The sequence below is a fragment of the Nonomuraea sp. LP-02 genome (assembly GCF_036289125.1).
GTDB classification, from domain to species: Bacteria; Actinomycetota; Actinomycetes; order Streptosporangiales; family Streptosporangiaceae; genus Nonomuraea; species Nonomuraea bangladeshensis.
The window spans coordinates 5,192,043-5,214,583 of record NZ_JAXCLK010000001.1 but is presented as its reverse complement, the minus strand read 5'-3'; the positions used below and the strand labels follow the sequence as shown (position 1 = coordinate 5,214,583).

Genomic DNA, 22,541 nt, shown 5'->3' with positions numbered 1-22,541 from the left:
AGGGGTCAGGCCGCCGTTCCGAGGGCCGTACGGGCCGCGTTCATCGAGTCCGTGGTCTCGAAGTGCCGGTCGAGGTTGGTGATCGTCAGCAGGTGCTTGATCATGCCCGGGGCCAGCACCAGGATGAGCCGCCCGCGCAGGTGCTGGATGTGGTTGAGCGTGGCGACCAGGACGCCCAGGCCGACCGAGTCGCAGAACGGCACCTCGCTGAGATCGAGCACGAGGTTAGGGGGGTCGGCCTCGGCGATGGCCTGCTCCAGCTCGGCCTGCAGCCGGGGAGCGGCGGCCACGTCGAGATCGCCGACGACGTGCAGGACGGTGCAGGGGTCCTCCCGCCAGTATTTGACCACCATGACGAGCACCTGCCCGACGCGCGAAAAGATATGCCTATTGCTTACATATGTTCTGCATTGCCGTTTTGGTGGTTGGTGTAGCAGCGGGTTTCGGAGTGGCGTCGGACGAGATCTTCTGTTTGGCGATTTTCGGCTGGTCGCTGCCGACGATCACCTCGATGCCCTTCACGTCCGCCTTCTTCAGCTCCGCGCCGGGAACGGCGGCGGCGACCGCGCGGGCGGCGGCCTCCTGCCCCTCGGGATAGCGGATCAGGGTCCGCTTGTAGTCCTTCTTGTCGGTGTTGCCGGGCTCGTCGGGCACCTTGAAGCCGTACGCGACCAGCCCCTCCTTCGTCCGCGCACCAAGCCCGGTGATCAGCGTGCCGTTCTTGACCTTGAGCGTGACGCTGCCCGGCGCGATCGCGTAGGGCTTGGCCGAGGGCGTGGCGGCGGCCGTCGGCGTGGGCTTGGTGACGTCCTGGTCGCTGTCGATCTTGGCGAACAGGTCCTTGGCGGCCGGCTTGTCCCACAGCACCGCCGACTCGCCCGTGGGGGCGCGGTAGTTCACGTCCGCCAGCGGCACGTCCACGAAGCGCACGTTCTGCAGCGAGACGTCGCGCATCTGCGTGGCGAGGTCGACCAGCCCGTCGTCCGGGTCCACCTTGACCGTGCCCAGCGTGGAGTTGACGAACGCGGCCAGCTTGGCCGGGTTGCTCAGCGTCTCGGCGCTCAGCGCCCGGTTGAGCAGGGCCGAGATGACCTGCTGCTGGCGGTCGATGCGGTCGAGGTCGGAGCGGGCCGTGGCGCGGGTGCGGGCGTACAGCAGGGCCTGCACGCCGTCGAGCTGGTGGGTGCCGGCGGCCAGGTTGAGCGCGATCTTCTGGTCGGCGATCGGCACGGGCGTGCAGACGGTGACGCCGCCGAGCGAGTCGACCACGTCGATGAAGCCGAGGATGTTGACCTCGATGTAGCGGTTGATCCGCAGCCCGGTGACCGCCTCGACGGTCTGCTTGGCCAGCTTCGGCCCGCCGAACTGGTAAGCCGAGTTGATCTTGTGCTCGCCCTTGCCGGGGATCGTCGTCCAGGTGTCGCGCGGCAGGCTCACCACCGTGACCTGGCGGTGGTCCTCCGACAGGTGGATCACCATCATCGTGTCGGTGCGCTGGCCCACCTCGCGGCCCAGCTTGAGGCGGTTCTGCTGCTGCCGGGTGAGGTCGTCGCGCTTGTCCACGCCGACGAGCAGGATGTTCTCGGCGCCGCCGCGCGCCACGGACTCGCCGACGCCCGCGTCGACGGTGCCGATCTGCCGCGGGGTCGCCCACACGACGCCGGTCGTGACCAGCACGCAGGCGGACAGGAACCCGGCGATCAGCACGTTGCGCCGCCGCGCCTTCGCACTGCGTCTGAACGGCCGCCGCGTACGGTTGGGCGTGAGCCTGACGCCCCCGTAGGCGTCGCCGCCCACGAGCACTCCGGCGTCCTCCTCCTCGCCCGGGTCGCGCATGCCCGTCCCCCCCAAGTCACCCCGGGATCGAGCTTTCGATTGCCCGACTCCCTCGCCGGTACAGTAGCGTGAGCCCCGCCATGAAGCAGTTCCCCGACTCGCCGCACGCGCCCGCGGAGACGCGCGCCTGGCCCCCCATCTCCGTCATCATGCCGGTCCTCAACGAGGAGCGGCACCTTCGTGAGGCCGTCGACATGGTCCTCGCGCAGCACTACCCCGGTGACATCGAGGTCGTGCTCGCGGTGGGCCCGTCCCAGGACCGCACCCAGGAGGTCGCCGACGCCATCGCGGCGTCCGACCGCCGGGTCACCGTGGTGCCCAACCCCACCGGCCGCACCCCCAACGCGCTCAACGCCGCGATCGCCGCCTCCCGCAGCGGCATCGTCGCCAGGGTCGACGGGCACGCCATGCTGCCCCCCGACTACCTGCGCATCGCGGTCGAGACCCTGGCCGAGACCGGCGCCGACAACGTCGGCGGCGTCATGGCCGCGGAGGGGATCAGCCCGTTCGAGCAGGCCGTGGCCTGCGCGATGACCTCCAAGATCGGGGTGGGCGCCGCAGCCTTCCACGTCGGAGGCACGGCGGGCCCCGCCGACACCGTCTACCTCGGCGTCTTCCGCCGCTCGGCGCTCGACCGGGTGGGCGGCTACGACGAGCACTTCCAGCGCGCCCAGGACTGGGAGATGAACCACCGCATCCGCCAGAGCGGCGGCCTGGTGTGGTTCCAGCCGCGCATGCGGGTCTCCTACCGGCCGCGGCCCAACGTCAAGGCCCTCGCCAGACAGTACTTCCACTACGGCCGCTGGCGGCGGGTGGTCGCGCGCACCCACGAGGGCACGATCAACCTGCGTTACCTCGCCCCGCCCGCCGCGGTGCTGGCGATGATCCTCGGGCTGGTCGTCTCGCCGTTCTTCCCGCTGGGGCTCGTCATCCCCGGCGGCTACGCCCTCGCGATCGTCGCCGGCTCGGCCGTGACCGGCAGCCACCTGCCGATGGCCGCCCGGCTGCGGCTCCCGCTGGTGTACGCCGCCATGCACTGCTCCTGGGGCTGGGGCTTCCTCACCAGCCCGCGCAAGCTGGCCCGTCCGCCCCGATCGTCATGACTCCGCGAAGACCCGCTCCACCGCCGCGTTGAAGCGGGTCAGCGCGTCCGGATACTCCGGCCCGAGCAGATAGCTCCTGAGCTTCACCCGCGCTCGGGCCAGGGTGTCCTCCCCGTCCAGGAACTCCGCGAGGCCGGCCAGGTCCTCGTCCAGCAGCACGCCCGCCTCGGTGCTCGGATAGCGCTCGTGGAAGGCGTGCTGGGGCAGCCCCGCGACGTTCGTCACCGCGTACGGCTTCTCGCTGGCCAGGAAGTCGGCGACCACGCTGGAGATGTCGCTGATCAGCAGGTCGCACTGGTTGAAGCAGGCGTACAGGTGCGGCTCGGAGCCGGTGACGACGAGGTGCCTGACGTACGTGGCCGGCGCCTCGGCCCGCGAGGGATGCCGGGCCTTCGACTTGGCCAGCTCGGCCTTCTCGATCATGTGGACGATCCTCCGGTGCGCCCGCAGGGCCGCCTTGTCGCGGTGCCCGGTCAGCGGATGCGGCTTGTAGATCACCCGTAGCGGCGGATCGTGCTCCAGCAGCGCCCGCACGATGCGCGGGCCCATCGTCATCAGCGAGGTGTGGAACAGGTCGTCGTTCCAGCCCTCCCAGGTGGGCGCGTAGAGCACGGTCCGGTACGGCAGGCCGGGCCCCTCCGTCGAGATGCCCTGCAACTGGGGCCGGCCGACCTCGTGGACGCACTCGTCACGGACGCCGACCTTGGCCTTCCTGTAGCGGTCGCGGCCGGCCGGCCCGGCCACCCACACCTCGTCGTAGACCCGCGAGAACGGGTTGAACGACGCCTCCTTGTCGCTGTCGCCGTGGTTGAGGAAGGCGCTGCGGAGCGTCGGGATGCGCAGCATGTGGACGTTGCGTCCGACGTTCGAGACGTACAGGCAGAGCTTGGCGCTGGACAGCGCACGGAAGCTCATCAGGTCGGCCGACGACGGGATGCACACCATCGGCAGCGACGACGGCTCCAGGTGCCTGGCCATGCCGCGCTCGCGCAGCACCACGATGGCCCGCCGGTCGATGCGCTCCAGCACGGGCAACCACATGCGGGCCTGGTAGGCGGCGGCCGTCGCGCCGGAGAAGTACAGGATGACCTCGGGGCGGTAGGCGGCCACCTGCGCCCCGACGACCTCCAGCACGCGGACCCGGTCGGTGAGCGGGCGGGTGCGGCGCACGTACGGGAGGAGCGCGAGCGCGCCGGTCGCGCCCAGGGCGAGCGCCAGGGCCGCCCCGCAGCAGGCCGCGACCGCGCCCCAGACGGCCCCGAGCACCGGCAGCGCGTCCAGGTAGAGGAAACGGAGGCCGCGCGGGTCGCCCAGCCAGCCCGGCGGCAGCTTGGGGATGCGCAGCGCCGACACGTCGAGGTTGCGGGTGGTGACCGGCATCCGGCTGAGGGTCTGCCTGAGCCGCAGCGCCAGCCCTGTGTGCAGGGCCCGCATCCCGTGGACGCCGAACATCGAGACCGCCAGCGCCACGAACCACGCCGAATCGGGCCCGGCCGCCCGCGCCACCAGCAGCAGCGCCGCCGTCTCGCGGGCCGCGAAGCGCACCGTGACGCCCAGGTGCACCTGGCCGAGCAGCTCTAGGGCGCGGCGGGCCAGGCGCGGCGCGGCGTACTCGGCGGCGTAGGACACGAGCGCCGCCGCCCCGAACACCAGCGGAGCCGGCCAGAGCGCCGACACCAGCAGCACGGGGTAGGAGGCCAGCAGCGCCGCGATCACGATGAGTCCCCTCATGTGATCGCACGGTAACAAGGTCAGGGTCAAGTGCCGTCCACGTACCCGTCTGTCGCGTGCCCTGATAGCGGCGGATTGGGCCCTTATGCCGCTGCTACGCCTCTGCGGCCAGTTTGAACAGCAGCTCGGCGATCCGCAGGTCGGCAGGATGGGTGACCTTGATGTTGCGCTCGCTGCCCGCCACCAGGTGGATCGGCACCTCCGGCAGGTAGCGCAGCACCACGCCGCAGTCGTCGGTCGCCGGGCGGTCGGCGAACTCCGGATCGGCGAACGCCCGCTCGTACGCCTCCCTGATCACCGAGAGCTTGAAGCACTGCGGCGTCTGGCTGCGCCGCAGCACCGCGCGGTCCAGCATCTCGCCGACGACCTCGCCGTCCCCTGCCGGCGCGGCCACGAAGACCGTGTCGGAGCTCGGGATCGCCACGTTGACGGCCTTATGGGTGCGAAGGGCCCGGACACACTCGGAGATGATCCGGGGCTCCAGGAGCGGCCGTACGGCGTCGTGCAGCAGCACGTCGCACTCCTCGGTGCCGAGCGCCTGCAACGCCCGCCACGTGCTCTCAGGACGGCTCGCGCCGCCCTCCACGATCTTGGTGACCTTGCGGTAGCCGCCGCGCTCCACGATCTCCGCCACCCGGTCGGTGTAGCCGGGCGTCATCAGCACCACGATCTCGTCGATCTCCGGCGCGGACGCGAAGACCGCCAGCGAGTGCTCGAGAATCGTCCTGCCCGCCACCTCGACGAGCTGCTTGGGCAGGGCCAGGCCCACCCGCTGCCCCACGCCGCCCGCCAGGAGCACGCCAACCGACCGCGAATCCATACCGCGAGCGTAGGGCAGGTCCGGCAGGGGCCGGGACGGCCGGCGGCCCCCCGCCATTCCGGATGTCCGGAATTTGCACCGTTCCATATTCTCCGATTATTCAGCTGACTTAGCGTGATTGCTGTGATACATATGGCGTCACCGTGAGGCAGGGGGGCCTCCGTCCGGCGGCGGGTGGGGGAACGATGGAATGGCTCGTGGCGATCATTACTTCCGTTCTGGGCGGGCTCGCCGGGAAAATCCCAGAATTGATCATCGACAGGGCCGATGCCAGGCGGGCGGCCGCGGAGCGGGATTCGCTGGATCGCGTGGCCGAGCAGCGGCTGGCGGCGACCCTTCAGGCGCATTCCCGCGAGCAGCACGAACGCGACCTCTTTCTTGAGCGTTATCGGCTGCAGAATGCGCACTATCCGCTCGGCGTGGTCGGCAGGCTGCACCGTACGACGTCGAATTCGCTCCCGTCGGTCCTGATCTCGCCGGTCGCCCCCGGCGGAAAACTGGCCGGCAACCGGATTCCCGGGCTTGTCCACGAGGCGCTCCGTGGCGTCACGGCTTTCCCGCGGTTCGCGAAACTCCGCACCGGCTCCTTCGTGTCCGACAACGGCGTGCCGCGGACGATCACGGGATCGGTGGGCGCGGAGGAGATCGCCGCCCTGGAGTTCCCCGGGCGTCCCGCGATCATTCTCTACTTCGAGAGGGACGGGGACGGTCTTTCCGTCTTCGCCTTCCTGAACGCGCTGTTCCCGGCCGTCGACGGCGCCACGGGATTCGCCATGCGGGTGGCCACGTTCGGATGGGACTCGCCCAATGGAACGATGCACAACCTTCCCGGCGACGGCGACCTGCCGACCTGGCAGTACGTCGACCTGGCGGCCGTCCCGCAGCCGGCGGACCGGGTGATCGCCGCGGTGCTCGCCTGGTTCGTCCTGGCCTGCCTGGACCAGCACTGGCGGATCCGGGGCGTGCACGACGCCGGCCTGCTCGACGAGGTGCTGCGAGCCGTGCCGGACGCCACAGGGGCGCCCGCCGCGACCGTCCCTGAACCGCCGGCGGGCGAGGTGTTCGGCTATCGGATGGAGACCGAGCTCGGCGAGCTGGTCCACGCGGGATACGCGCCCGAGATCGCGGCCTTCACCGACAGCCAGGTGGCCGTGATCGTCGATCTGGAGGAGTGCCAGGTCGCGCTCATCGTGACCGCGGCCTATCCCGCGGAGCCTCCTCTGGTGCTCGTGCAGTCGGGAGCCGAAGGCGAGCGCCTGGACCTCGACGCGTCCGGGTGGTCCCCCGACCGCACCCTTCTGGAGATCGTGGAGAGCCTTCGATGACCGACCACTACCACATCAGGATCTACGAGTCCGAGCTTGAAACGATCTGCGACGAGACGTTCGAGCACCAGGACATCGAGACCGGCGGCAGCCTCTACGGCCTGTTCAGCCACGGCGGCAGCGCCACGGTCTTCCTGGCCACCCGCCCGGCCGGCGAGGTCGTCCGCCGTGAGACCGCGCTGGAGCTCGACCCCGAGGTGGCCAGGGTCGTCGAGAGCGGCGTGTGGACGACGTTCGGGCTGCAGAGCCTGGGCATGTGGCACTCCCACCACTGGATCGGCCTGTTCGAGCCGAGCTCCGGCGACCTCAGCCGGGCCCGGGGGCTCGCGGCCAAGGCCCAGCGGCTCCGTCACGTGGAGATACTCGCCAACTTCGTCCACGGGGACGGCGCCGCCCCGCAGCAGCGGTCGCGTCGGCCCTGGCGGCGCGAGCCGTCCGGGGACGCCGTCGTCCGTCTCACGCCGTTCTTCTACCCGGACGTCGCGCGGTCGGAGCGGGCGGAGGCCTCCTTCGCGGTGATCCCGGGGGAGAGCCCGATCCGCAAGGAGGCCGCCAGGCTCGAACTGCCCTCCGGCGTCGGCTCCGCCCTGCTGCGCGAGGCCGGCTCCCAGGCGCGGAGCCGCTACCAGCTCGGCACGTCCACGGCACGGCCGGGCAGCGGGCCCGCGGACGGACGGGAGGACCCGCCGGTCCGTCCGGCCCTGGAGGAGCCGCGCACGCCGGCTCCTCCAGGGCCGGACGTCGCCGTGCGGCCGGACGCGGCAGGCGCCGTGCGGCCGGACGTGGCCGGTGACCCCCGGCTGGAGCCGATCCCCGACCCCGCCGCCTTCCTGGAGAAGTACCTCAACCCCCTGTTGCACCGCAGCGGGCACGTGGCGGAGCTGCGCCCCATGGGAGACCAGCTCATCTGCGTCGTCGTCCGCGGGCACCGCCATCGCGCGAACTTCCGCTACACCCTCGCGTGGGACGGCAGACACCCCTTCGTGTGGGCGGCGTCCATCCAGGCGGACCGGCAGAGCCTCGACTGGATCCCCCGGGCACCGGAGGAGCGCTATCTCCTGCCGAGGGTGTTCCTCTGGGGAATCCAGAACCTTCAGGGGCAGTGAGAGCAAGGGAGAGACCATTGGTATGGGATGAATGGCAGCGCTATTACCTCGCGGCCGAACGTCAGGCTCTGCTCCAGCAGTTTCCCGGCTTCGACTTCTTCAACCCGCTGGGCGAGACCTTCGTCCACGGCACCTATGTCAGTAACACCGGCCGCTCTTACGGATTACGGATATACCTGCCCGCCGGATATCCGGAGGAGTGCCCGACTACCTATGTCAGCGAGCCCCATCCGCTGATGGGCTACACGCAGCCCATCATCGCCTACGGGACGAGCCACGAGATGCACACCTGGGCGACCGACCGCGAGGGGTGGGTGAAGGTCTGCACCTACCGCCCGGAGATGTGGTCGGCCGACATCTCCATCGTCAAGATCGTCCGCAAGGCGATGCTCTGGGTGACCGCGTACGAATGCCATCTGCAGGACGGCAGTCCCATCTCCCGATTCCTGATGGACGCTTGAAAGGAAGAATCCCGTGGCCTCCGATCGACACAATGACATTCGCGCGTTCATGGAACAGGCCGCCAAGGGCACCATGCCGCGCGGGAAGCAGATGGTCTTCAACCCGCAGAGCGGGAAGTGGGAGGTGCGTTCCTCGGGGGAACGGGCCGGCGACATGGTTCCGCAGATCGACGCCGAGGACATGAAGGCGTTCGTCGCATGAGCGCCCCGCGGCACGTCGTCGTCCACGCGGCCGCCCTGTCCGAAGGGGCGGAGAGGCTGGCGCTGAGATCGCTCGACGACGGCGACGTGGGCGTGATCGACGGCACGGAGGGAACCGACGTCGTGGTGGTGCGCGGGGCGGCCCCGACGGCGCCGATCGAGGACGCCGTGCTCGTGTGCCAGGTGGAGGCGGACCGCGTGCGCTGCCGCCGCGTGACCGGCGAGGAGCCAGGCGAGGAGGTGGAGACCACCGTCGTCCCCGCCTCCGTCGACCTCTTCGACCGCGTACGCGGCATCTTCGAGACGGACGTGCTCCGTGACCGCGCCGTGGCCGTGCTCGGGCTCGGATCGGGCGGCAGCTTCATCGTCCGCGAGCTCGCCAAGGCGGGCGTGGGCCGCTTCCTGCTCCTCGACCACGACCGGCTCGAACCCGGCAACGTCTCCCGCCACGAGTGCGGACTGAACGACGTCGGCCGGCTCAAGGCGCTGGCCATGCGGGACCTGGTGCACCGGCACAATCCCGCGGCCGAGGTGGTGACCAGCACCCTCCACGTGAACGGGAACACCAGGCACGAGGTCCTGGAGCACATCAGGAAGCTCGACGCCGACCTGGTGATCTGCGCCACCGACACGCGGGAGAGCCGGCTGCTGATCAACCGGCTCTGCGTGACGAACGAGCTCCCGATGATCATCGGCGGGGTCTTCCAGCGCGCGTACGGCGGCATCGTCCAGCGCGTCATCCCGGGGCTGACCGCCTGCTACCAGTGCTTCGTCCAGGCGCTTCCCGGCCAGGCCGGCGACACCGAGATCAGCAGCGAGGCCGACGCCGCCCGGTTCTCCTACACCGACCGGGCGGTCCTGCCCCAGCCCGGCCTGTCCACCGACGTCGTCCCGATCGCGCTGCTCATGGCCAAACTGGCCCTGGTGGAGCTGCTCGGCGACGCCTCGCCCGCCTTCCGCGGCCTGAGCCAGGACCTGGTCGCCCCCATGTTCCAGTGGATCAACCGGCGCGAGGCCGCGCACGCCGGACTCCCGCCCATGGGCGTCACCGTGGACGAACTCAGCGTGCTGCGCTGGTACGGCGTCCTGCTGCCCAGGCTCGACGACTGCGCCGCCTGCGGGACGAGGGAGTTGATCACCACGGACGAGTTGTTCCCTGCCACCTGATCCGGCTCAACGGTCCTGTTCCGTGATATCGCGTTGACCGGTCGCTACGCTGAGGCTACGCACCCCTCAAGTCCACGCACCTCCGCCCGACCGGTAGGAGACCTGCGCTTTGCCCGACTCGCTGACCGCGTACGACGACCCGAGGCACGACCATCCGGCCACGGGGGCCGTCGTCCTCGCCACCACGCCCGCGAGCAGGCTCTCCTGCTCCGACGGCACGCTGCTCGACCGCCTCGGCACGCAGCTCGACCTCCTGCCCGTCCGCGACGTGCAGGTGCTGACGCCCGGAGGCGGCCTCGCGGCCGACCTCAGGGGCGTCGCGAAGATCGCCAGGACGGCCGTGAGCGCGGTCGCCCTGGTGCCCGCCGACCTCGTGGCCCACACCGAGGCCCTGGCGCTGCTGCTGGACCATCCGGCGCACGACACCGGCGCGCTGGTCGCGCTGGACGCGGCCGCGGGCCCGCTCCGGCCGCCGGTCCGGGTCGAGGGCGGCACGGTCGTGGCCGCCGGCAGTTCGTTCCACATCGTGCCCGAGGCCAACGCCACCTTCCGCGGCCTGCTCCAGACCGCCGCGCCCGACCTCGGCACGCTCGCCGAGGTCGCCGAGGAGCTGGCCGAGCTGGCCGACACCGGCAAGCTCGGCCCGGTCACCCCCGTGGAGACCGTCGACCTGCTGCTGGTCGGGCTCGTACGCAGCGGCGTGAAGGTCCGCGCCGCCCCGCTCGGGCCGCTGCACGCCGACCGGGTCACCGGGCAGCACGCCGCCGACGTGGCCGTCGAGCGACTGGCCGACGTGGACGAGAACCGCGTCCGGCTGGACACCTCGGTCAAGGACGACGACGGCTTCTTCGCCACGTTCCTCGTCTCCACCTGGACCCGCCACCTGATCAAACCGGCCGCCCGGCTCAAGCTCACCCCCAACACGGTGACCGGCATCTCGATCGGGCTGGCGGTGCTCGCGGCGGTGTGGTTCTCGGCCGGCACGCAGGGCGGGCTCCTGCTGGGGGCGGTGCTGTTCTACCTGTCGTTCGCGCTCGACTGCCTCGACGGCCAGCTCGCCCGCTACACCCGTACGTTCTCGCCGCTCGGGGCGTGGGTGGACGGCATGGCCGACCGGCTGAAGGAATACCTCGTCTACGCCGGCCTGGCCCTCGGCGTCCCCGGTCCCGGCATCTGGCGGCTGGCCGTGGCCGCGATGATCCTCCAGGTCGTCCGGCACGCCATGACCCACTCCTTCGCCGGCGCGACGGCGGACGCGGCCGGGTCCGGCGCGTCCTGGGTGCGTCCGGCGCGGTCCCTGCGCGAGTCGGCCGACGCCGCCTCGCCCCGTGGCCTGCTCGCGCTCGCCCGGCGGGTCGAGCGGATGCCGGTCGTGCGCTGGCTCAAGCGGATGATCGTGCTGCCGATCGGCGAGCGGACCGCGCTCATCTGCGTCACCGCCGCCGGGTGGGGGGCGCGTACGACGTTCGTGACGCTGCTGGCCTGGGGTGGGGTGGCGATGACGTACCAGCTGCTCGGACGGATGGCGAGGTCGGCGCGATGAATAACCCGAGAGGGCGCCCGGGAAGCAGGCCCGTGCACATGGCGCCGGTGCCGGGGAGCGCCGTCGTCGCGCAGCGCGACGACGGGCCGCTCTCGCGCGCGATGGGCCTGCTGGTGGCCGGTCAGCTCCCGCCGCTGCCGCCGGTGCTGGCCGGCACGTTCGTCACCGGCGTGCTGCTGATGCTCGGCGTGGCCGGCACCGACGGGCTGGCGGTCTTCGCGCCCGCCGTCACGCTGCTGCTGGCCGGGCCGGGCAGCACGCACCCGCATGACGGCCGCTTCGACTGGCTGGTGCCGCCGATCCTGCGGCTGATCGAGTACACCTTCGTGGCCGCCGTCGGGTTCGCCCACGGGCTGCACCCGCTGCTGATCATGGTGCTGCTCGGCGCGCTCGCCTTCCATCATTACGATCTGGTCTACCGCCTGCGGCAGCGGGTTCACCCGCCCTCGTGGCTGGCCACGGCCGGGCTCGGCTGGGACGGCCGGATGATGGTCGTCTCCCTGGTCGCGCTCATGGGGCCGCTGACCGCCGGCTACACGCTGCTGGCGCTCTACCTGTGGGGGCTGTTCGGCTGGGAGAGCCTCACCCGCTGGCTCGCCGCGCCCTCCGTCAGGGTGGAGGCGACCGATGCGGGAACGCAAGACTGACTCCGGATTACCCGCGGAGGGCCCAAAGGCAACTAACCTTTGGCCCACACGTAGTCATGCTCGACTGAGGAGTGCACGTTGCTGGGAATGGTGCTGGCCGCTGGGGCCGGACGACGCCTGCGGCCTTACACCGACACGCTGCCCAAGGCGCTCGTGCCGGTCGACGGCGAAACCACGATCATGGACATCTCGCTGCGCAACCTGGCCGAGGTGGGCCTGCGGGACATCGTGATCGTCGTCGGCTACGCGGCGCAGGCCGTGCACGAACGCAAGGCCGGCTTCGAGGAGAAGTACGGCGTCAAGCTCACCCTGGTGCACAACGACAAGGCCGAGGAGTGGAACAACGCCTACTCCCTGTGGTGCGCCCGTGAGCACTTCGCGCAGGGCGCGTTGCTGGTCAACGGCGACACCGTGCACCCGGTCTCGGTCGAGAAGACGCTCCTGGCCGCCCCCGAGACCAGCGACATCCTGCTCGCCGTCGACAACGTCAAGAAGCTCGCCGACGAGGAGATGAAGGTGATCCTCGACGAGGGCGGCTCGCTGCGGCGCATCACCAAGCTGATGGACCCGGCCGAGGCGTACGGCGAGTACATCGGCGCCACCCTGATCCGCCCCGCCGCCGCCGAGCGGCTGGCCGACGCGCTCAAGGCCACCTTCGAGCGCGACCCGCAGCTCTACTACGAGGACGGCTACCAGGAGATGGTCGAGCGCGGCGAGACCATCCACGCCGCGGCCATCGGGGAGGTCGACTGGGTCGAGGTGGACAACCACGACGACCTGGCCAAGGCCCGCACCATCGCCGTGCGCTACTGAGGAGGCGGGCATGCCGCTTCTGGCGAGGATGTTGCCGGCGCCGCTGACCATGCAGGTCAGGCGGGGCGCCGTGGCGGAGCTCGGCGCTCTGCTGGCCGACAGCAGGGTGGCGACCTCCGGCCGGGTCGCCGTCGCCGTCGGCCCGGGGCAGGGCGACCACATCGAGAGCCTGATCTCCCCGCAGCTCGACGAGGCCGAGGTGTTCCGGGTGTCCGACGGGACGGTCGACGCGGCCGTCTCGCTCGGGGCCGACCTGCGCAAGAGCGCCTTCGAGGTCGTGGTCGGCGTGGGCGGCGGCAAGACCATCGACGCCACCAAGTACGCCGCCTCGCTGGCCGGCATCCCGATGGTCGCCGTGGCCACCAACCTCTCCCACGACGGCATCTGCTCGCCCACCGCCTCCCTCGTCTACGAGGGCGGCAAGGGCTCGTTCGGCGTGCCGATGCCGCTCGCCATCCTGGTCGACCTCGACTTCGTGCACGCCGCGCCCCCGACGCTGGTCCGGGCAGGCGTGGGCGACGTGGTGAGCAACCTGTCGGCGATCGAGGACTGGCAGCTCGGCAACGTCGAGCGCGGCGAGCCCATCGACGGCCTGGCCTGCTCGATGGCGCGCACCGCGGCCGAGGCGCTGGTCGGCCGCCAGGACGGCATCGAGTCCGACGCGTTCCTGACCGTGCTGGCCGAGTCCCTGATCCTGTCGGGCATGTCCATGGTCATCGCCGGGTCGTCGCGGCCCGCTAGCGGCGGCGATCATGAGATCCTGCATGCCGTGGATCAGCTTTTCCCCGGCACCTCCAACCACGGCGAGCTCGCCGGCATCGGCTCCGCCTTCTGCTTCTTCCTCCGCGAGGACGAGGCGCGGGCCCGGCAGGTCGTCGACTGCCTGCGCCGGCACGAGCTGCCGGTGGTGCCGTCCGACATCGGGCTGAGCGTCGAGCAGTTCGCCGAGGCCGTGGCGCTGGCTCCGTCCACCCGTCCCGGCCGCTACACGATCCTGGAGCACCTCCGCATGCAGGACAACGAGATCCGTGAGCGGGTGGCGGACTATGTCCGGACCTTCGGTAGCTGAGCTGCGGCGGGTCGCCCAGCCCGCCGGTCATCTGGAGCGCAGGAACGGCGAGCACTGGGCCGGCGTGCTCTACATGCGCCGCCTGTCCATCTACGTCACCTGGCTCATGGCGCGCACCCGGGTCACGCCCAACCAGCTCACCTGGGTGATGACGGTGGCCGGTGTGCTGGCCGGGTTCGTGATCGCGCTCCCCGGGCTCTGGGCGGCCGTGGCCGCCGCCCTGCTCATCCAGGTCTACCTGCTGCTGGACTGCTCCGACGGTGAGCTGGCCCGCTGGACCGGCCGCACCTCGCTGACCGGCGTCTATCTCGACCGGGTGGGGGCGTACTTCGCGGAGGCGGCCGTGCTGGCCGGGCTGGGCTGGCGGGCCTCGGCCGTGCTGCCCGACTGGTACACCGTGCTGGGGGTGGCCGCCGCGCTCGGCGCCATCCTCATCAAGGCCGAGACCGACCTGGTCGAGGTGGCGCGGGCCAAGGGCGGCCTGCCCGCGGCGGGGGAGTCGGGCGCGGTGCAGTTCCGCTCCGGGCTGCTCGGGCTGGGGCGGCGCATTCTGTCCGCCACGAAGTTCCACCGCATCGTGCAGCCGATCGAGCTGTCGCTGCTGGCCCTCGCGACGGCCGTGATCGACGCGGTGCGGGGCGACCTCGCGGCGACCAGGGTGCTGCTGGTGGCCTGCTTCGTCGCGGCTTGCCTACAAGTCGTCCTGCATTTGGTCAGCATCCTGGCGTCGAGGCGGCTGGCGTGATCCGATGTCGGAACCGGAGCGGCCGCTCGTCCGTCGTATTGATCGGACGTCGTCGGTTCGGTGGGGGTTCACCCTCGGTTCCGATACGCTTAGCTCACCCTAGATTCAGGACCATGCGACCAGACTCGGTGATCATGAAAGAATGCTCCGCCCGTGTTCTCAACGCGTCAGGACAGTGATTCGTTGAAGATCTCGTGCGTCATCCTCACCATGGGCAACCGGGTCGCGGAGCTGAACCGGGCGGTCGAGTCCGCGCTCAACCAGATCGACGGCGACGTCGAGGTGGTGATCGTGGGCAATGGCGCCGACGTGCCCGCGGTGTCGGCGACGCCACCCGAAGGGTCGTCCGCGGTCGTCAAATCGATCCGGCTCGACCGTAACACCGGCATCCCCGCCGGCCGCAACCGCGGCGTCGAGGAGTGCTCCGGAGACGTCGTGCTGTTCCTCGACGACGACGGCTGGTACGCCGACCAGAAGGTCGTCGCCCACGTACGCGACCGCTTCGCCACCGAGCCCGACCTCGCGGTGATCTCCTTCCGGGTGATGGACCCCGACGGCGGCATCGGCCAGCGGCGCCACGTCCCGAGGCTGCGGGCCGGCGATCCGCAGCGCTCCTCGCCCGTCACCACGTTCCTCGGCGGCGCCTCGGCCATCAGGCGCTCGGCGTTCCTCCAGGTGGGCGGCCTGCCCGAGCGGTTCTTCTACGCCCACGAGGAGACCGACCTCGCCTGGCGGCTGCTCGGCGAGGGCTACCGCATCGAGTACGACGCCGAGACGGTGATGTACCACCCGCAGGTGCCGCCCACCCGGCACGCCGAGTTCTACCGGCTCAACGCCCGCAACCGGGTCTGGCTGGCGCGGCGCAACCTGCCCTGGCCGCTGGCGGTGCTCTACCTGACCAACTGGGTCGTGCTCACGCTCATCCGCGAGCGCCGCTCGCCGACCGCCATCAAGGCGTGGTTCCGCGGCTTCGGCGAAGGGCTGCGCACGCCCGCCGGCGAACGGCGGCCGATGGCCTGGCGCACAGCGTGGCGCATGGTCAAGCTCGGCCGTCCGCCCATCGTCTGAGCCCCGTCTCAGGCGGGTGACGCCTCGCCGAAGCTCATCTGCGCCCGCGCGACCGTCGTGCTGAACAGCGCCCGCTTGGGCAGCCCCAGCTCGCTCAGCTCCTTGGCGATGGGGTGGTTGCCCAGGCGGATCAGCGCACCGCCCGGCCGCACCCGCGCGCCGCGGGCCCGTACGGACCAGGGCACCCGCCGGGTGACGCCGTCGCGGTGCGTGTAGGCGTCCATGGGCGCCACCGCCGTCGTCCCCGGCACCGGAACGCCGGGCTTGATCAGCAGGTCGAGCACGAGCCGGCCGTCCTTGCGCAGCACACACCGCTTGTAAGGCGACCCGATCCGCAGGTCGATGTCCGCCAGCTCCTTGGGGAACCCCCACAGCGTGCGCCCGGCCTCCAGCGTGAACCCCTGGTCCACCGGCAGCCAGTGCACGAACACCCCCGCCCGCCGCACCTCGCCCGGCCCCGGAGAGCCCGCCACGCCCGGCGGCCGGACCAGGAACGCCATGCCGAACTCGTGGTAGGCGTCGAGGTCGCCGTCACGGTAGTCGACGAACACCAGCACGCAGACGGCCTTGCCGGGCAGCGCCTCGGCCACGTCGAGACCGGAGTAGGCGATCACCGCCCGCGCGGCGTCGGCACGGACCGGGTAGACGGCACTGCACACCTGCGCGTCCCGCACCCGGACGGGGAACTCGACCGTCCGGCCCTGGATCAGTTGCGATGCCATGGCTTCAGTACATCAACCGCCACGCCGGGCCGCCATGCCCGCCGCGCCCCTGATGCCTACCCCGGGCGTGAGGACGCGGGCGGCGCCGAGGCCCGCCCACGACTCCGCGTGGCGCACGAAGGCCGCCGCGTGGTCGGGCCAGTGGTGGCGCAGCCGGGCCTCTGCGTGCCCCCGCGCCCCCAGCTCGGCCCGGCGGGCCGGATCCTCCTTGAGATCGAGTACGGCGTCCAGCACGGCGTCCACGTCCCGCGGTACGACCAGGCCGCACCTGGCGGACTCCACCGGCGCCGCGCCCCGGGGAGTGGTGACGACCGGCAGGCCGCGGCCCATGTAGTCGAGGATCTTCGTCGGCAGCCACGGCACGGTCTCGTCCGCGAGCGACAGCCCGGCGAGCGCGCCCTCGGTCATGCGCAGGGCGTGGCGGAGCGGCACGTAGCCGTACCAGTCGAGCAGGCCGACCCGCTGGGCGTCGCGCAGCAGCGGGCGCACGCCGCGCTCGGCCGGGCCGATGAGGTCGAGCCGGACGCCGTACGGGGCCAGGCGCTCGGCCAGGGCGATCAGCTCCGTCACGCCGCGGTCGGCGGCGAGGCGGCCGAGGTGCACGATCCGGGCGTCGCCGGGTGGTGGCGGCTCGGCGGCGACGAACGTGGCCTCCGGGACCTCCGCCGAGGTGACGATCCGGTGCCGCTTCTCCGCGCGGGCGAGGCGGCGGGGCGTGACCCGCTCGCGTACGTCCCAGACGACCGGTGGGCGCCGGTGCGGCAGCGCCCGCAGCAGCCGGTGCTCGTGGACGACGAGCAGGTCCGCGTCCTTGAGCGCGCGCCTGAGCGCGGCGTGGGCCCTCCGGAGCGAGGCGTGGCGGGGCACGTCCACCGGCGTGAGCCCGGCCGCCGGGGTCACGTTGTGGTAGGTGAACGGCGCGACGTAGGTCACCTCGTGGCCCGCGTCGAGCAGCGCCCGGATCTGCCGGTGCATGATCCGGGCGTCCTCGGGATGATGGACGGTGGTGGCGACACATGCACGCATGTGTCGATGCTCCGCGCCCACCCGGTCACGGGCGTGAACGCGGGGGGAACGCTCGCCTAACTTCCGGCGCTCAGCTTCGCCGACGGCCGCCGGTAGAGCCAGGTCAGGCGTGGCTCCAGCACCCACTTGAAGAGGGTCCTGGTCTCCGGCAGGCACAGGATGATCGCCAGCGCGAAGCAACTGGACGCGATGGCCAGCACGCCCAGCGGCCCGAACAGCCACGGGAACTCCAGCCAGCCCATCTCCTTGGCGATCAGCACCGGGATGCCGTGCAGCAGGTAGCAGTAGAGCGTGCGGGTGCCGAGGTCGGAGAACCACGTCTCGCCCCTCGGCACCAGCGCCAGCACGGCGAAGCACATCGCCAGCGCGCAGATCAGCAGCGCGGTGCGCAGGCCGATGCCCATGTACCAGGACAGGTTGAGGTCGGCGTAGCTGTTCTTGTAGTAGAACGGGCCGAGCTTGGTGTGCGGGGCCACGAGGATCGCCACGGCGGCCGCGCCGAGGATCGTGATCACCGACACGATCTTGATCCAGCGCCGGTTGAGCATCTCGAAGTGCTCGGGCTGCATCACCAGGCCGATCACGAAGAACGGCATCAGGCCGAAGAAGCGGTCCATGCTGAAGTCGCCGGAGATCTGGGAGAACCCGGCGAACAGGTAGATGGCGATCGCCACCGGCACCGGGTACTTCATACGCTTCCACACCGGCGTGGACAGGCGCCAGAACAGCAGCGCCAGCAGATACCAGTTGAGCCAGGCCGGGTCGATGATGGTCAGACTCCACTTGCTGCCCAGCGCGGTGCGGAGCGCGGCGTAGCCGACCTCGACGATGACGTACGGGACCAGGAACGTGTCGACCAGCTTGTTGGTCTTGGCGTTGGAGTTCCAGAAGTTCCTGGACAGATAGCCGCTGATCAGCACGAACAGCGGCATGTGGAAGGTGTAGATGAAGATGTAGAGCGCCCGCGAGCTGTCGGCGGCGAGCGTGGGCACCAGGGAGTGACCCACGACCACGAGCGCGATCAGGACGAACTTGACGTTGTCGAGGTACGGGTCGCGGCGGCGGCGCGGCGGCTCGGCCTCGGGCCGCGCCTCGGCCTCGGCGCCCTCACCGGGCCCGGCCTGGGCCGTGGTCCCGGTAGCGGTGGCGGGCCCGTCCGGACGGGCGCTTCCAGCACCCGGCGGAGGACCAGGACGCCCGGCGCCCGGCGGAGGACCGGGACGCCCGGCAGGGGCGGCCGGGACACCGGGCGCACCCGCGTAGCCGGCAGGGCCGCCAGGGGCGGCGGGGGCGGTGGGTCGCTGGAAAGCGGAGCCAGGCCCCTGAGGAGCGGGATCGCGCGGCGCGGGGCCCTGGTGCGCGGGGGCGCCGGGAACCCGGTTGGGCGGGCCGGCGTGCGCGCCCGGCCCCTGCGGGCCCGGTCGCTGCGCGGCTGGTCCCTGTGCGGCCGGTCCTTGCGGGCCCTGGATGCCGGGGTCGGTGCGGTCGGTCCAGATCGACTCCTCCGGCAGCGGCCACCGCGCGCCCGTCTGGGCGGGGCCGCCTTCCTCGCCCGGAGCCGACTGGCCCCCGGGGTTCGTGGCCGGTCGGGAGAATCTGGTGTCAGACACGGGGGAAGTCGCTCAGCTTCGCTAGGGGCCGGGGAGCACGGCGCCAACGAGACGTGATGATCCGGTAACGATCCGGTGTCGCGCTGCGTCGCCGACCCGCAACACATTATCCCGCCCGTACGGTTCCTGTCTCCGACAGCCGTCCAGAATGCCGGGTTACACAGCGAATTTGGAGCCTCAGGTGCACACGTTCTTCTGGTCGGAGGCGGTGATGGTGCTGTTCTTCACACTGTCCGGCAGCTTGGTGACCTTGACCGAGTCGAAGTCCTCGCCCACCACGAGCTGGATGACCGGCGCGCCCTTCGGCGCGGCCCCGGCGGCCGCGGCGGTCGTGGTCGTGTACGCCGACGGGTTGGTCACCTTGACCCGTCCCGCCGCCGCCGTCGGCTTGGGCAGGACCGCGCCCGCCAGCGTGCCGGCGTAGTCGGGGGCCGTCTCGGCCGTCTTGGCGTAGTGGACCTCGGTCTTGGCCAGGCCGACGCCGCCCGGCGCCTCGTAGTTGCCGAGGCCGACGACGGTGAAGCCCTGCTCGGCGAGCTGGTCGGCGACCTCGCGGGCCTTGCCGACGGTCTTGGTGCCGTTGAGCACCTGCACCTTGACCTGCTCCGGCTTGATCGTCACCTTCGGCTTGCCGGTGCCCGAGCCGGCCGACGGGGTCGGGGCGGCGACCTCGGTGTCGGTCTTGATCGAGGTGAACAGCTTGGTGGCGTCGGGTTCCTTCCACACCACGCGGTTCTTGTCCTCCGGGTCGGGGGCCCACGGGATGGTGGTGAACTGCACGCCGCCCGCCGTGAGCTGCTTGGCGCTCATCGCGATCTCGATGAGCTGCTCGGGGTCGTTGGCGAGCTCGGGGTCCATGGTGACCGAGCCGGCCGCCGCGGAGATGAAGTCCTTGAGCTTGCCGGGGTCGGTGAGCAGCTCGCCGCTCGTGGCCTTGCCGACGACCTTGCTGAGGAAGATCTGCTGGCGGCGGATGCGCTGGATGTCGCTGCCGTCGCCGTAGTGGCGCAGGCGTACGTAGCCGAGCGCCTTCTCGCCGTTGAGCAGGCTCCTGCCCGCGGGCAGGACGAGCTTGCTAGCGCGGTCGTTGACGGCGGTCTTCAGGCAGATCTCGATGCCGCCGAGCGCGTCCACGATGTTCTTGAAGCCGCTGAAGTCGACCTCGACGAAGTGGTTGACGCGGATGCCGGTGAGGGTCTCGATGGTGGACATCGTGCAGGCGATGCCGCCCGAGTTGTACGCCGAGTTGATCATGTCACGGCGCGGCGCCATCTCCTGCTTGGTGGTCTCGTTCCTGCACTTGGGGATCTGCACCATGGAGTCGCGCGGGAAGCTGATCAGCCGGGCCTTGTCGCGGTTGGGCGAGATGTGCATCAGGATGATCGTGTCGGTGCGCTTGCCGCCCGCGTCGGCGAGCCGGGCGGTCTGCTGGCCGTACTTCGCGTTGCCCGCGCCCGCCCGGGTGTCGGAGCCGACGAGCAGCACGTTGAGCGCGCCGGTGTCCGGGGGGCGGGGGTTGATGATGTCCTCTTTGACGCTCTTCTGGGTGATGTTGCCGAAGGCGTCGCGGTACATCGTGTAGGCGGTCAGCGAGCCCGCCACCATGACCGTGGTGACGCCGATGCTGACCCAGGCCAGCACCCGCATCCTGTTGCCGCCTCCTCCGCCACCGCCGCCGCCGCGGCGTCCGCGCGGCGGCTCGTCGCCGGGCGGAGGGGGAGGCGGCGGTGGCATGGGGCTCGCGCCGCCGGCGGCGGCCCTGCGTGCCATCCTGCTGCCTGGCTGGGTGGGCGCGGAGCGGTAGCCCTGCTGCGCGGTGTCGACTACCGGCGCGATCCTGTAGTCACTCATACGCCCCCTGGCCTCGTTCCTCGCGCCCGTGCGCCGGCTTGGTCCTGCCGCGCCATGAGATTAGGTGACGTTCCGAGTGTCCGGTGCGACGACCGCCGGAAACGACCGTGACCCGGGCGTGATGTTTCCGCGGGAAAGCATACTCAGGACCGGACATAAGGGGGAATATTATCGCCGAACTCTTTGCCGCCCTCCGCGTTTGACCGCAGGTCAGGGCGGATGCTGAGGGCCGCGGCCAGGCAGGCCAGGGGGACGGCGGGCAGCACGTACCGGTAGTCGAACTCCGCCGCCGCGGCCGGTGTGATCAAGAGCACGATCGCCGTGGACCACGGCAGCACCCAGTACGCGCCCCCGGGGAGCCGTCCCCCCGAACGCCTGCGCCTGAGCGCCGCGACCGGGGGCACCAGGAGGGCCGCCAGGAGCACCGGGCCGGGCAGCCGCGCCATGTCCTGGTAGGCCCGCAGCCATCCCGCGTAGGGCTCGACGATCTGCGTGCCGATCGCGCCCTGCTCGTAGCGCTCGGCGAACTCCGCGCCCCTCTGCGCGGGATAGCGGCCGGGCGGTCCCGGGGGCGTGGCCGGGAACTCGTAGTAGGCGTAGATCTCCTGGTCGGGGTAGACCGGCCGGTCCCAGCGGAACGTACGGGCCAGCTCGTCCAGGATCGAGGCGGCGTAGTCGAGCGGCTGGGTGAGGATCGCCCGCGCCGCGAAGCGGGCGGCCAGGTCGTCGGTCTCCTTGGTGAAGGTGATGCCCGGCAGTTGCACGATCGGGGCGTCCTTGGCCCAGATGTACTCCTGCGAGGGCGGGCGCTGCTCCGGCGGGCGCGGGTCGCACAGGACCTTCAGGTCGGCGGGCGGGTCCATCTTGGCGCAGTCGGCGAACGACATCGTGCGGGCGTACAGGAAGACGCCGTTCGCGCCGACCAGGCCGACCCGCTGATAAGTGACCCAGAACCAGGCCCCGTACGCGACCACCGGCACCAGGGCCGCCGCCAGCAGCGCCCCCGTGGGCCGGAACCGCCGCCGCAGCAGGAACCAGGCCGCGAACACCACGATGAGCGGCTGCCCCACCGTCCTCGTCAGGGTGGCGGCGGCGAGCAGCAGGCCGATGGCGGCCGCAGTGCCCGTACGGCGGGTGGCGCCCAGCGCCACGGCGGACACCACCAGGAACATGAACAGCGTGTCCGACACCAGCAGGTGCTCCAGCTCGACCTGGTAGGCGTCGAGCAGCACCGGCACCGTGGCGAGCGTCGCCACCCAGCGCGGCGCCCGCCGGGCGACCCGGTAGATCAGCACGCCGGCGGCCAGGCCCATCAGGTGCTGGACCGCGGCCACGGCGGCGAAGGAGTGCAGCGGCTCCAGCAGCTTGATGAACATGGAGTAGCCGGCCGGGCGGACCAGGTCGGGACGCGGGTGGAAGACGGTGACGACGTAGGTGTAGGTGTCGGGGAACCACAGGGCCGGGCGGTAGCCCAGCATGGCGAGGGCGCGGAGCAGCGTGCCGAGCGCGAGCACCACCAGGAACCACCGATGCCGCCGGGCGAGGGATCTCAGGTCGCGCGGCACCCGCCGCCGCCCCCGTCCCCGCCCCTGTTCCCGCACAGCCGGCCCGTCCGCGCGAGCCTCCTCCGTCACGCGCACGTCCTCCCGCTCTCTCCCCGGCACGTGCGTACGGTACCGGTTCCACGGCCCGCGACC

General features: G+C 71.2%; 21 protein-coding genes. 12 read left to right on the top strand and 9 right to left on the bottom strand.

The annotated features are described in order from the left end of the window. Positions 1 to 5 precede the first annotated feature (5 nt). Together SMD20_RS24105 and SMD20_RS24100 are read right to left on the bottom strand one after the other, a co-directional pair. The gene (locus tag SMD20_RS24105; protein ID WP_329584789.1) at positions 6 to 353 is read right to left on the bottom strand and encodes an STAS domain-containing protein; all 348 of its coding nucleotides are present in this window, start codon (positions 351 to 353) and stop codon (positions 6 to 8) included. Positions 354 to 387: 34 nt separating this feature from the next. Beyond that, positions 388 to 1,836, bottom strand: coding sequence for an LCP family protein (locus SMD20_RS24100; protein WP_329584786.1), 1,449 nt, complete (start codon positions 1,834 to 1,836; stop codon positions 388 to 390). An 80-nt stretch (positions 1,837 to 1,916) separates the two neighbouring features. Here SMD20_RS24100 and SMD20_RS24095 point away from each other — a divergent pair, with 80 nt between their 5' ends. Then, positions 1,917 to 2,939: a glycosyltransferase family 2 protein gene (locus SMD20_RS24095; protein WP_329584784.1), complete on the top strand. Its 1,023-nt coding sequence runs from the start codon at positions 1,917 to 1,919 to the stop codon at positions 2,937 to 2,939. Here SMD20_RS24095 and SMD20_RS24090 read toward each other — a convergent pair. Both SMD20_RS24090 and SMD20_RS24085 read right to left on the bottom strand, forming a co-directional pair. Continuing rightward, positions 2,934 to 4,670, bottom strand: coding sequence for a CDP-glycerol glycerophosphotransferase family protein (locus SMD20_RS24090; RefSeq protein ID WP_329584782.1), 1,737 nt, complete (start codon positions 4,668 to 4,670; stop codon positions 2,934 to 2,936). The genes SMD20_RS24095 and SMD20_RS24090 overlap by 6 nt on opposite strands. 94 nt (positions 4,671 to 4,764) lie before the next feature. Next, complete coding sequence (locus tag SMD20_RS24085; RefSeq protein WP_329584780.1) at positions 4,765 to 5,490, bottom strand: IspD/TarI family cytidylyltransferase; 726 nt, start codon at positions 5,488 to 5,490, stop codon at positions 4,765 to 4,767. 248 nt (positions 5,491 to 5,738) lie between these two features. Between SMD20_RS24085 and SMD20_RS24080 the strand changes: the two genes are divergently transcribed. From SMD20_RS24080 to SMD20_RS24030, 11 genes are all read left to right on the top strand, one after another. After that, a complete protein-coding gene (locus SMD20_RS24080; RefSeq protein WP_329584778.1) occupies positions 5,739 to 6,815 on the top strand; it encodes a hypothetical protein in 1,077 nt (358 codons plus the stop codon). After that, a complete protein-coding gene (locus SMD20_RS24075) occupies positions 6,812 to 7,921 on the top strand; it encodes a hypothetical protein (RefSeq protein ID WP_329584776.1) in 1,110 nt (369 codons plus the stop codon). The genes SMD20_RS24080 and SMD20_RS24075 overlap by 4 nt, the downstream gene beginning before the upstream one ends. Before the next feature lie 17 nt (positions 7,922 to 7,938). Then, positions 7,939 to 8,382 (top strand): hypothetical protein, encoded by a 444-nt coding sequence (locus SMD20_RS24070; RefSeq protein ID WP_329584773.1) that lies wholly within the window; start codon positions 7,939 to 7,941, stop codon positions 8,380 to 8,382. 13 nt (positions 8,383 to 8,395) lie between these two features. Then, positions 8,396 to 8,584 (top strand): hypothetical protein, encoded by a 189-nt coding sequence (locus SMD20_RS24065; RefSeq protein WP_329584771.1) that lies wholly within the window; start codon positions 8,396 to 8,398, stop codon positions 8,582 to 8,584. After that, positions 8,581 to 9,750, top strand: a complete 1,170-nt coding sequence (locus SMD20_RS24060) for a ThiF family adenylyltransferase (protein ID WP_329584768.1) — start codon at positions 8,581 to 8,583, stop codon at positions 9,748 to 9,750. The genes SMD20_RS24065 and SMD20_RS24060 overlap by 4 nt, the downstream gene beginning before the upstream one ends. Before the next feature lie 109 nt (positions 9,751 to 9,859). Beyond that, a complete protein-coding gene (locus SMD20_RS24055) occupies positions 9,860 to 11,293 on the top strand; it encodes a CDP-alcohol phosphatidyltransferase family protein (protein WP_329584766.1) in 1,434 nt (477 codons plus the stop codon). 38 nt (positions 11,294 to 11,331) lie between these two features. Continuing rightward, on the top strand, positions 11,332 to 11,940 hold the full coding sequence (locus SMD20_RS24050) for a DUF5941 domain-containing protein (RefSeq protein ID WP_329592653.1): 609 nt from the start codon (positions 11,332 to 11,334) through the stop codon (positions 11,938 to 11,940). Positions 11,941 to 12,018: 78 nt separating this feature from the next. Next, positions 12,019 to 12,753, top strand: a complete 735-nt coding sequence (locus SMD20_RS24045) for a phosphocholine cytidylyltransferase family protein (RefSeq protein WP_329584763.1) — start codon at positions 12,019 to 12,021, stop codon at positions 12,751 to 12,753. A 28-nt stretch (positions 12,754 to 12,781) separates the two neighbouring features. Then, on the top strand, positions 12,782 to 13,822 hold the full coding sequence (locus SMD20_RS24040; protein ID WP_329592651.1) for an iron-containing alcohol dehydrogenase family protein: 1,041 nt from the start codon (positions 12,782 to 12,784) through the stop codon (positions 13,820 to 13,822). Beyond that, complete coding sequence (locus SMD20_RS24035) at positions 13,800 to 14,567, top strand: CDP-alcohol phosphatidyltransferase family protein (RefSeq protein ID WP_329584760.1); 768 nt, start codon at positions 13,800 to 13,802, stop codon at positions 14,565 to 14,567. Before SMD20_RS24040 ends, SMD20_RS24035 begins: the two co-directional genes overlap by 23 nt. A 183-nt stretch (positions 14,568 to 14,750) precedes the next feature. Beyond that, positions 14,751 to 15,635 (top strand): glycosyltransferase family 2 protein, encoded by an 885-nt coding sequence (locus tag SMD20_RS24030; protein WP_329584757.1) that lies wholly within the window; start codon positions 14,751 to 14,753, stop codon positions 15,633 to 15,635. A gap of 8 nt (positions 15,636 to 15,643) precedes the next feature. Here SMD20_RS24030 and SMD20_RS24025 read toward each other — a convergent pair whose 3' ends face one another. The 5 genes from SMD20_RS24025 to SMD20_RS24005 all read right to left on the bottom strand — a co-directional run bounded on the left by SMD20_RS24025 (position 15,644) and on the right by SMD20_RS24005 (position 22,508). Beyond that, positions 15,644 to 16,357 carry an acetoacetate decarboxylase family protein gene (locus tag SMD20_RS24025; protein WP_329584754.1) on the bottom strand — a complete coding sequence of 238 codons (714 nt, stop codon included), beginning with the start codon at positions 16,355 to 16,357 and terminating at the stop codon, positions 15,644 to 15,646. A 12-nt stretch (positions 16,358 to 16,369) separates the two neighbouring features. Beyond that, a complete protein-coding gene (locus SMD20_RS24020) occupies positions 16,370 to 17,383 on the bottom strand; it encodes a glycosyltransferase (protein ID WP_329584752.1) in 1,014 nt (337 codons plus the stop codon). Positions 17,384 to 17,439: 56 nt separating this feature from the next. Next, complete coding sequence (locus SMD20_RS24015) at positions 17,440 to 18,993, bottom strand: acyltransferase family protein (protein WP_329584750.1); 1,554 nt, start codon at positions 18,991 to 18,993, stop codon at positions 17,440 to 17,442. 177 nt (positions 18,994 to 19,170) lie between these two features. Beyond that, positions 19,171 to 20,844, bottom strand: coding sequence for an LCP family protein (locus tag SMD20_RS24010; protein WP_329584747.1), 1,674 nt, complete (start codon positions 20,842 to 20,844; stop codon positions 19,171 to 19,173). Positions 20,845 to 20,987: 143 nt separating this feature from the next. Beyond that, positions 20,988 to 22,508 carry a hypothetical protein gene (locus SMD20_RS24005; protein ID WP_329584745.1) on the bottom strand — a complete coding sequence of 507 codons (1,521 nt, stop codon included), beginning with the start codon at positions 22,506 to 22,508 and terminating at the stop codon, positions 20,988 to 20,990. Positions 22,509 to 22,541: the final 33 nt, after the last annotated feature.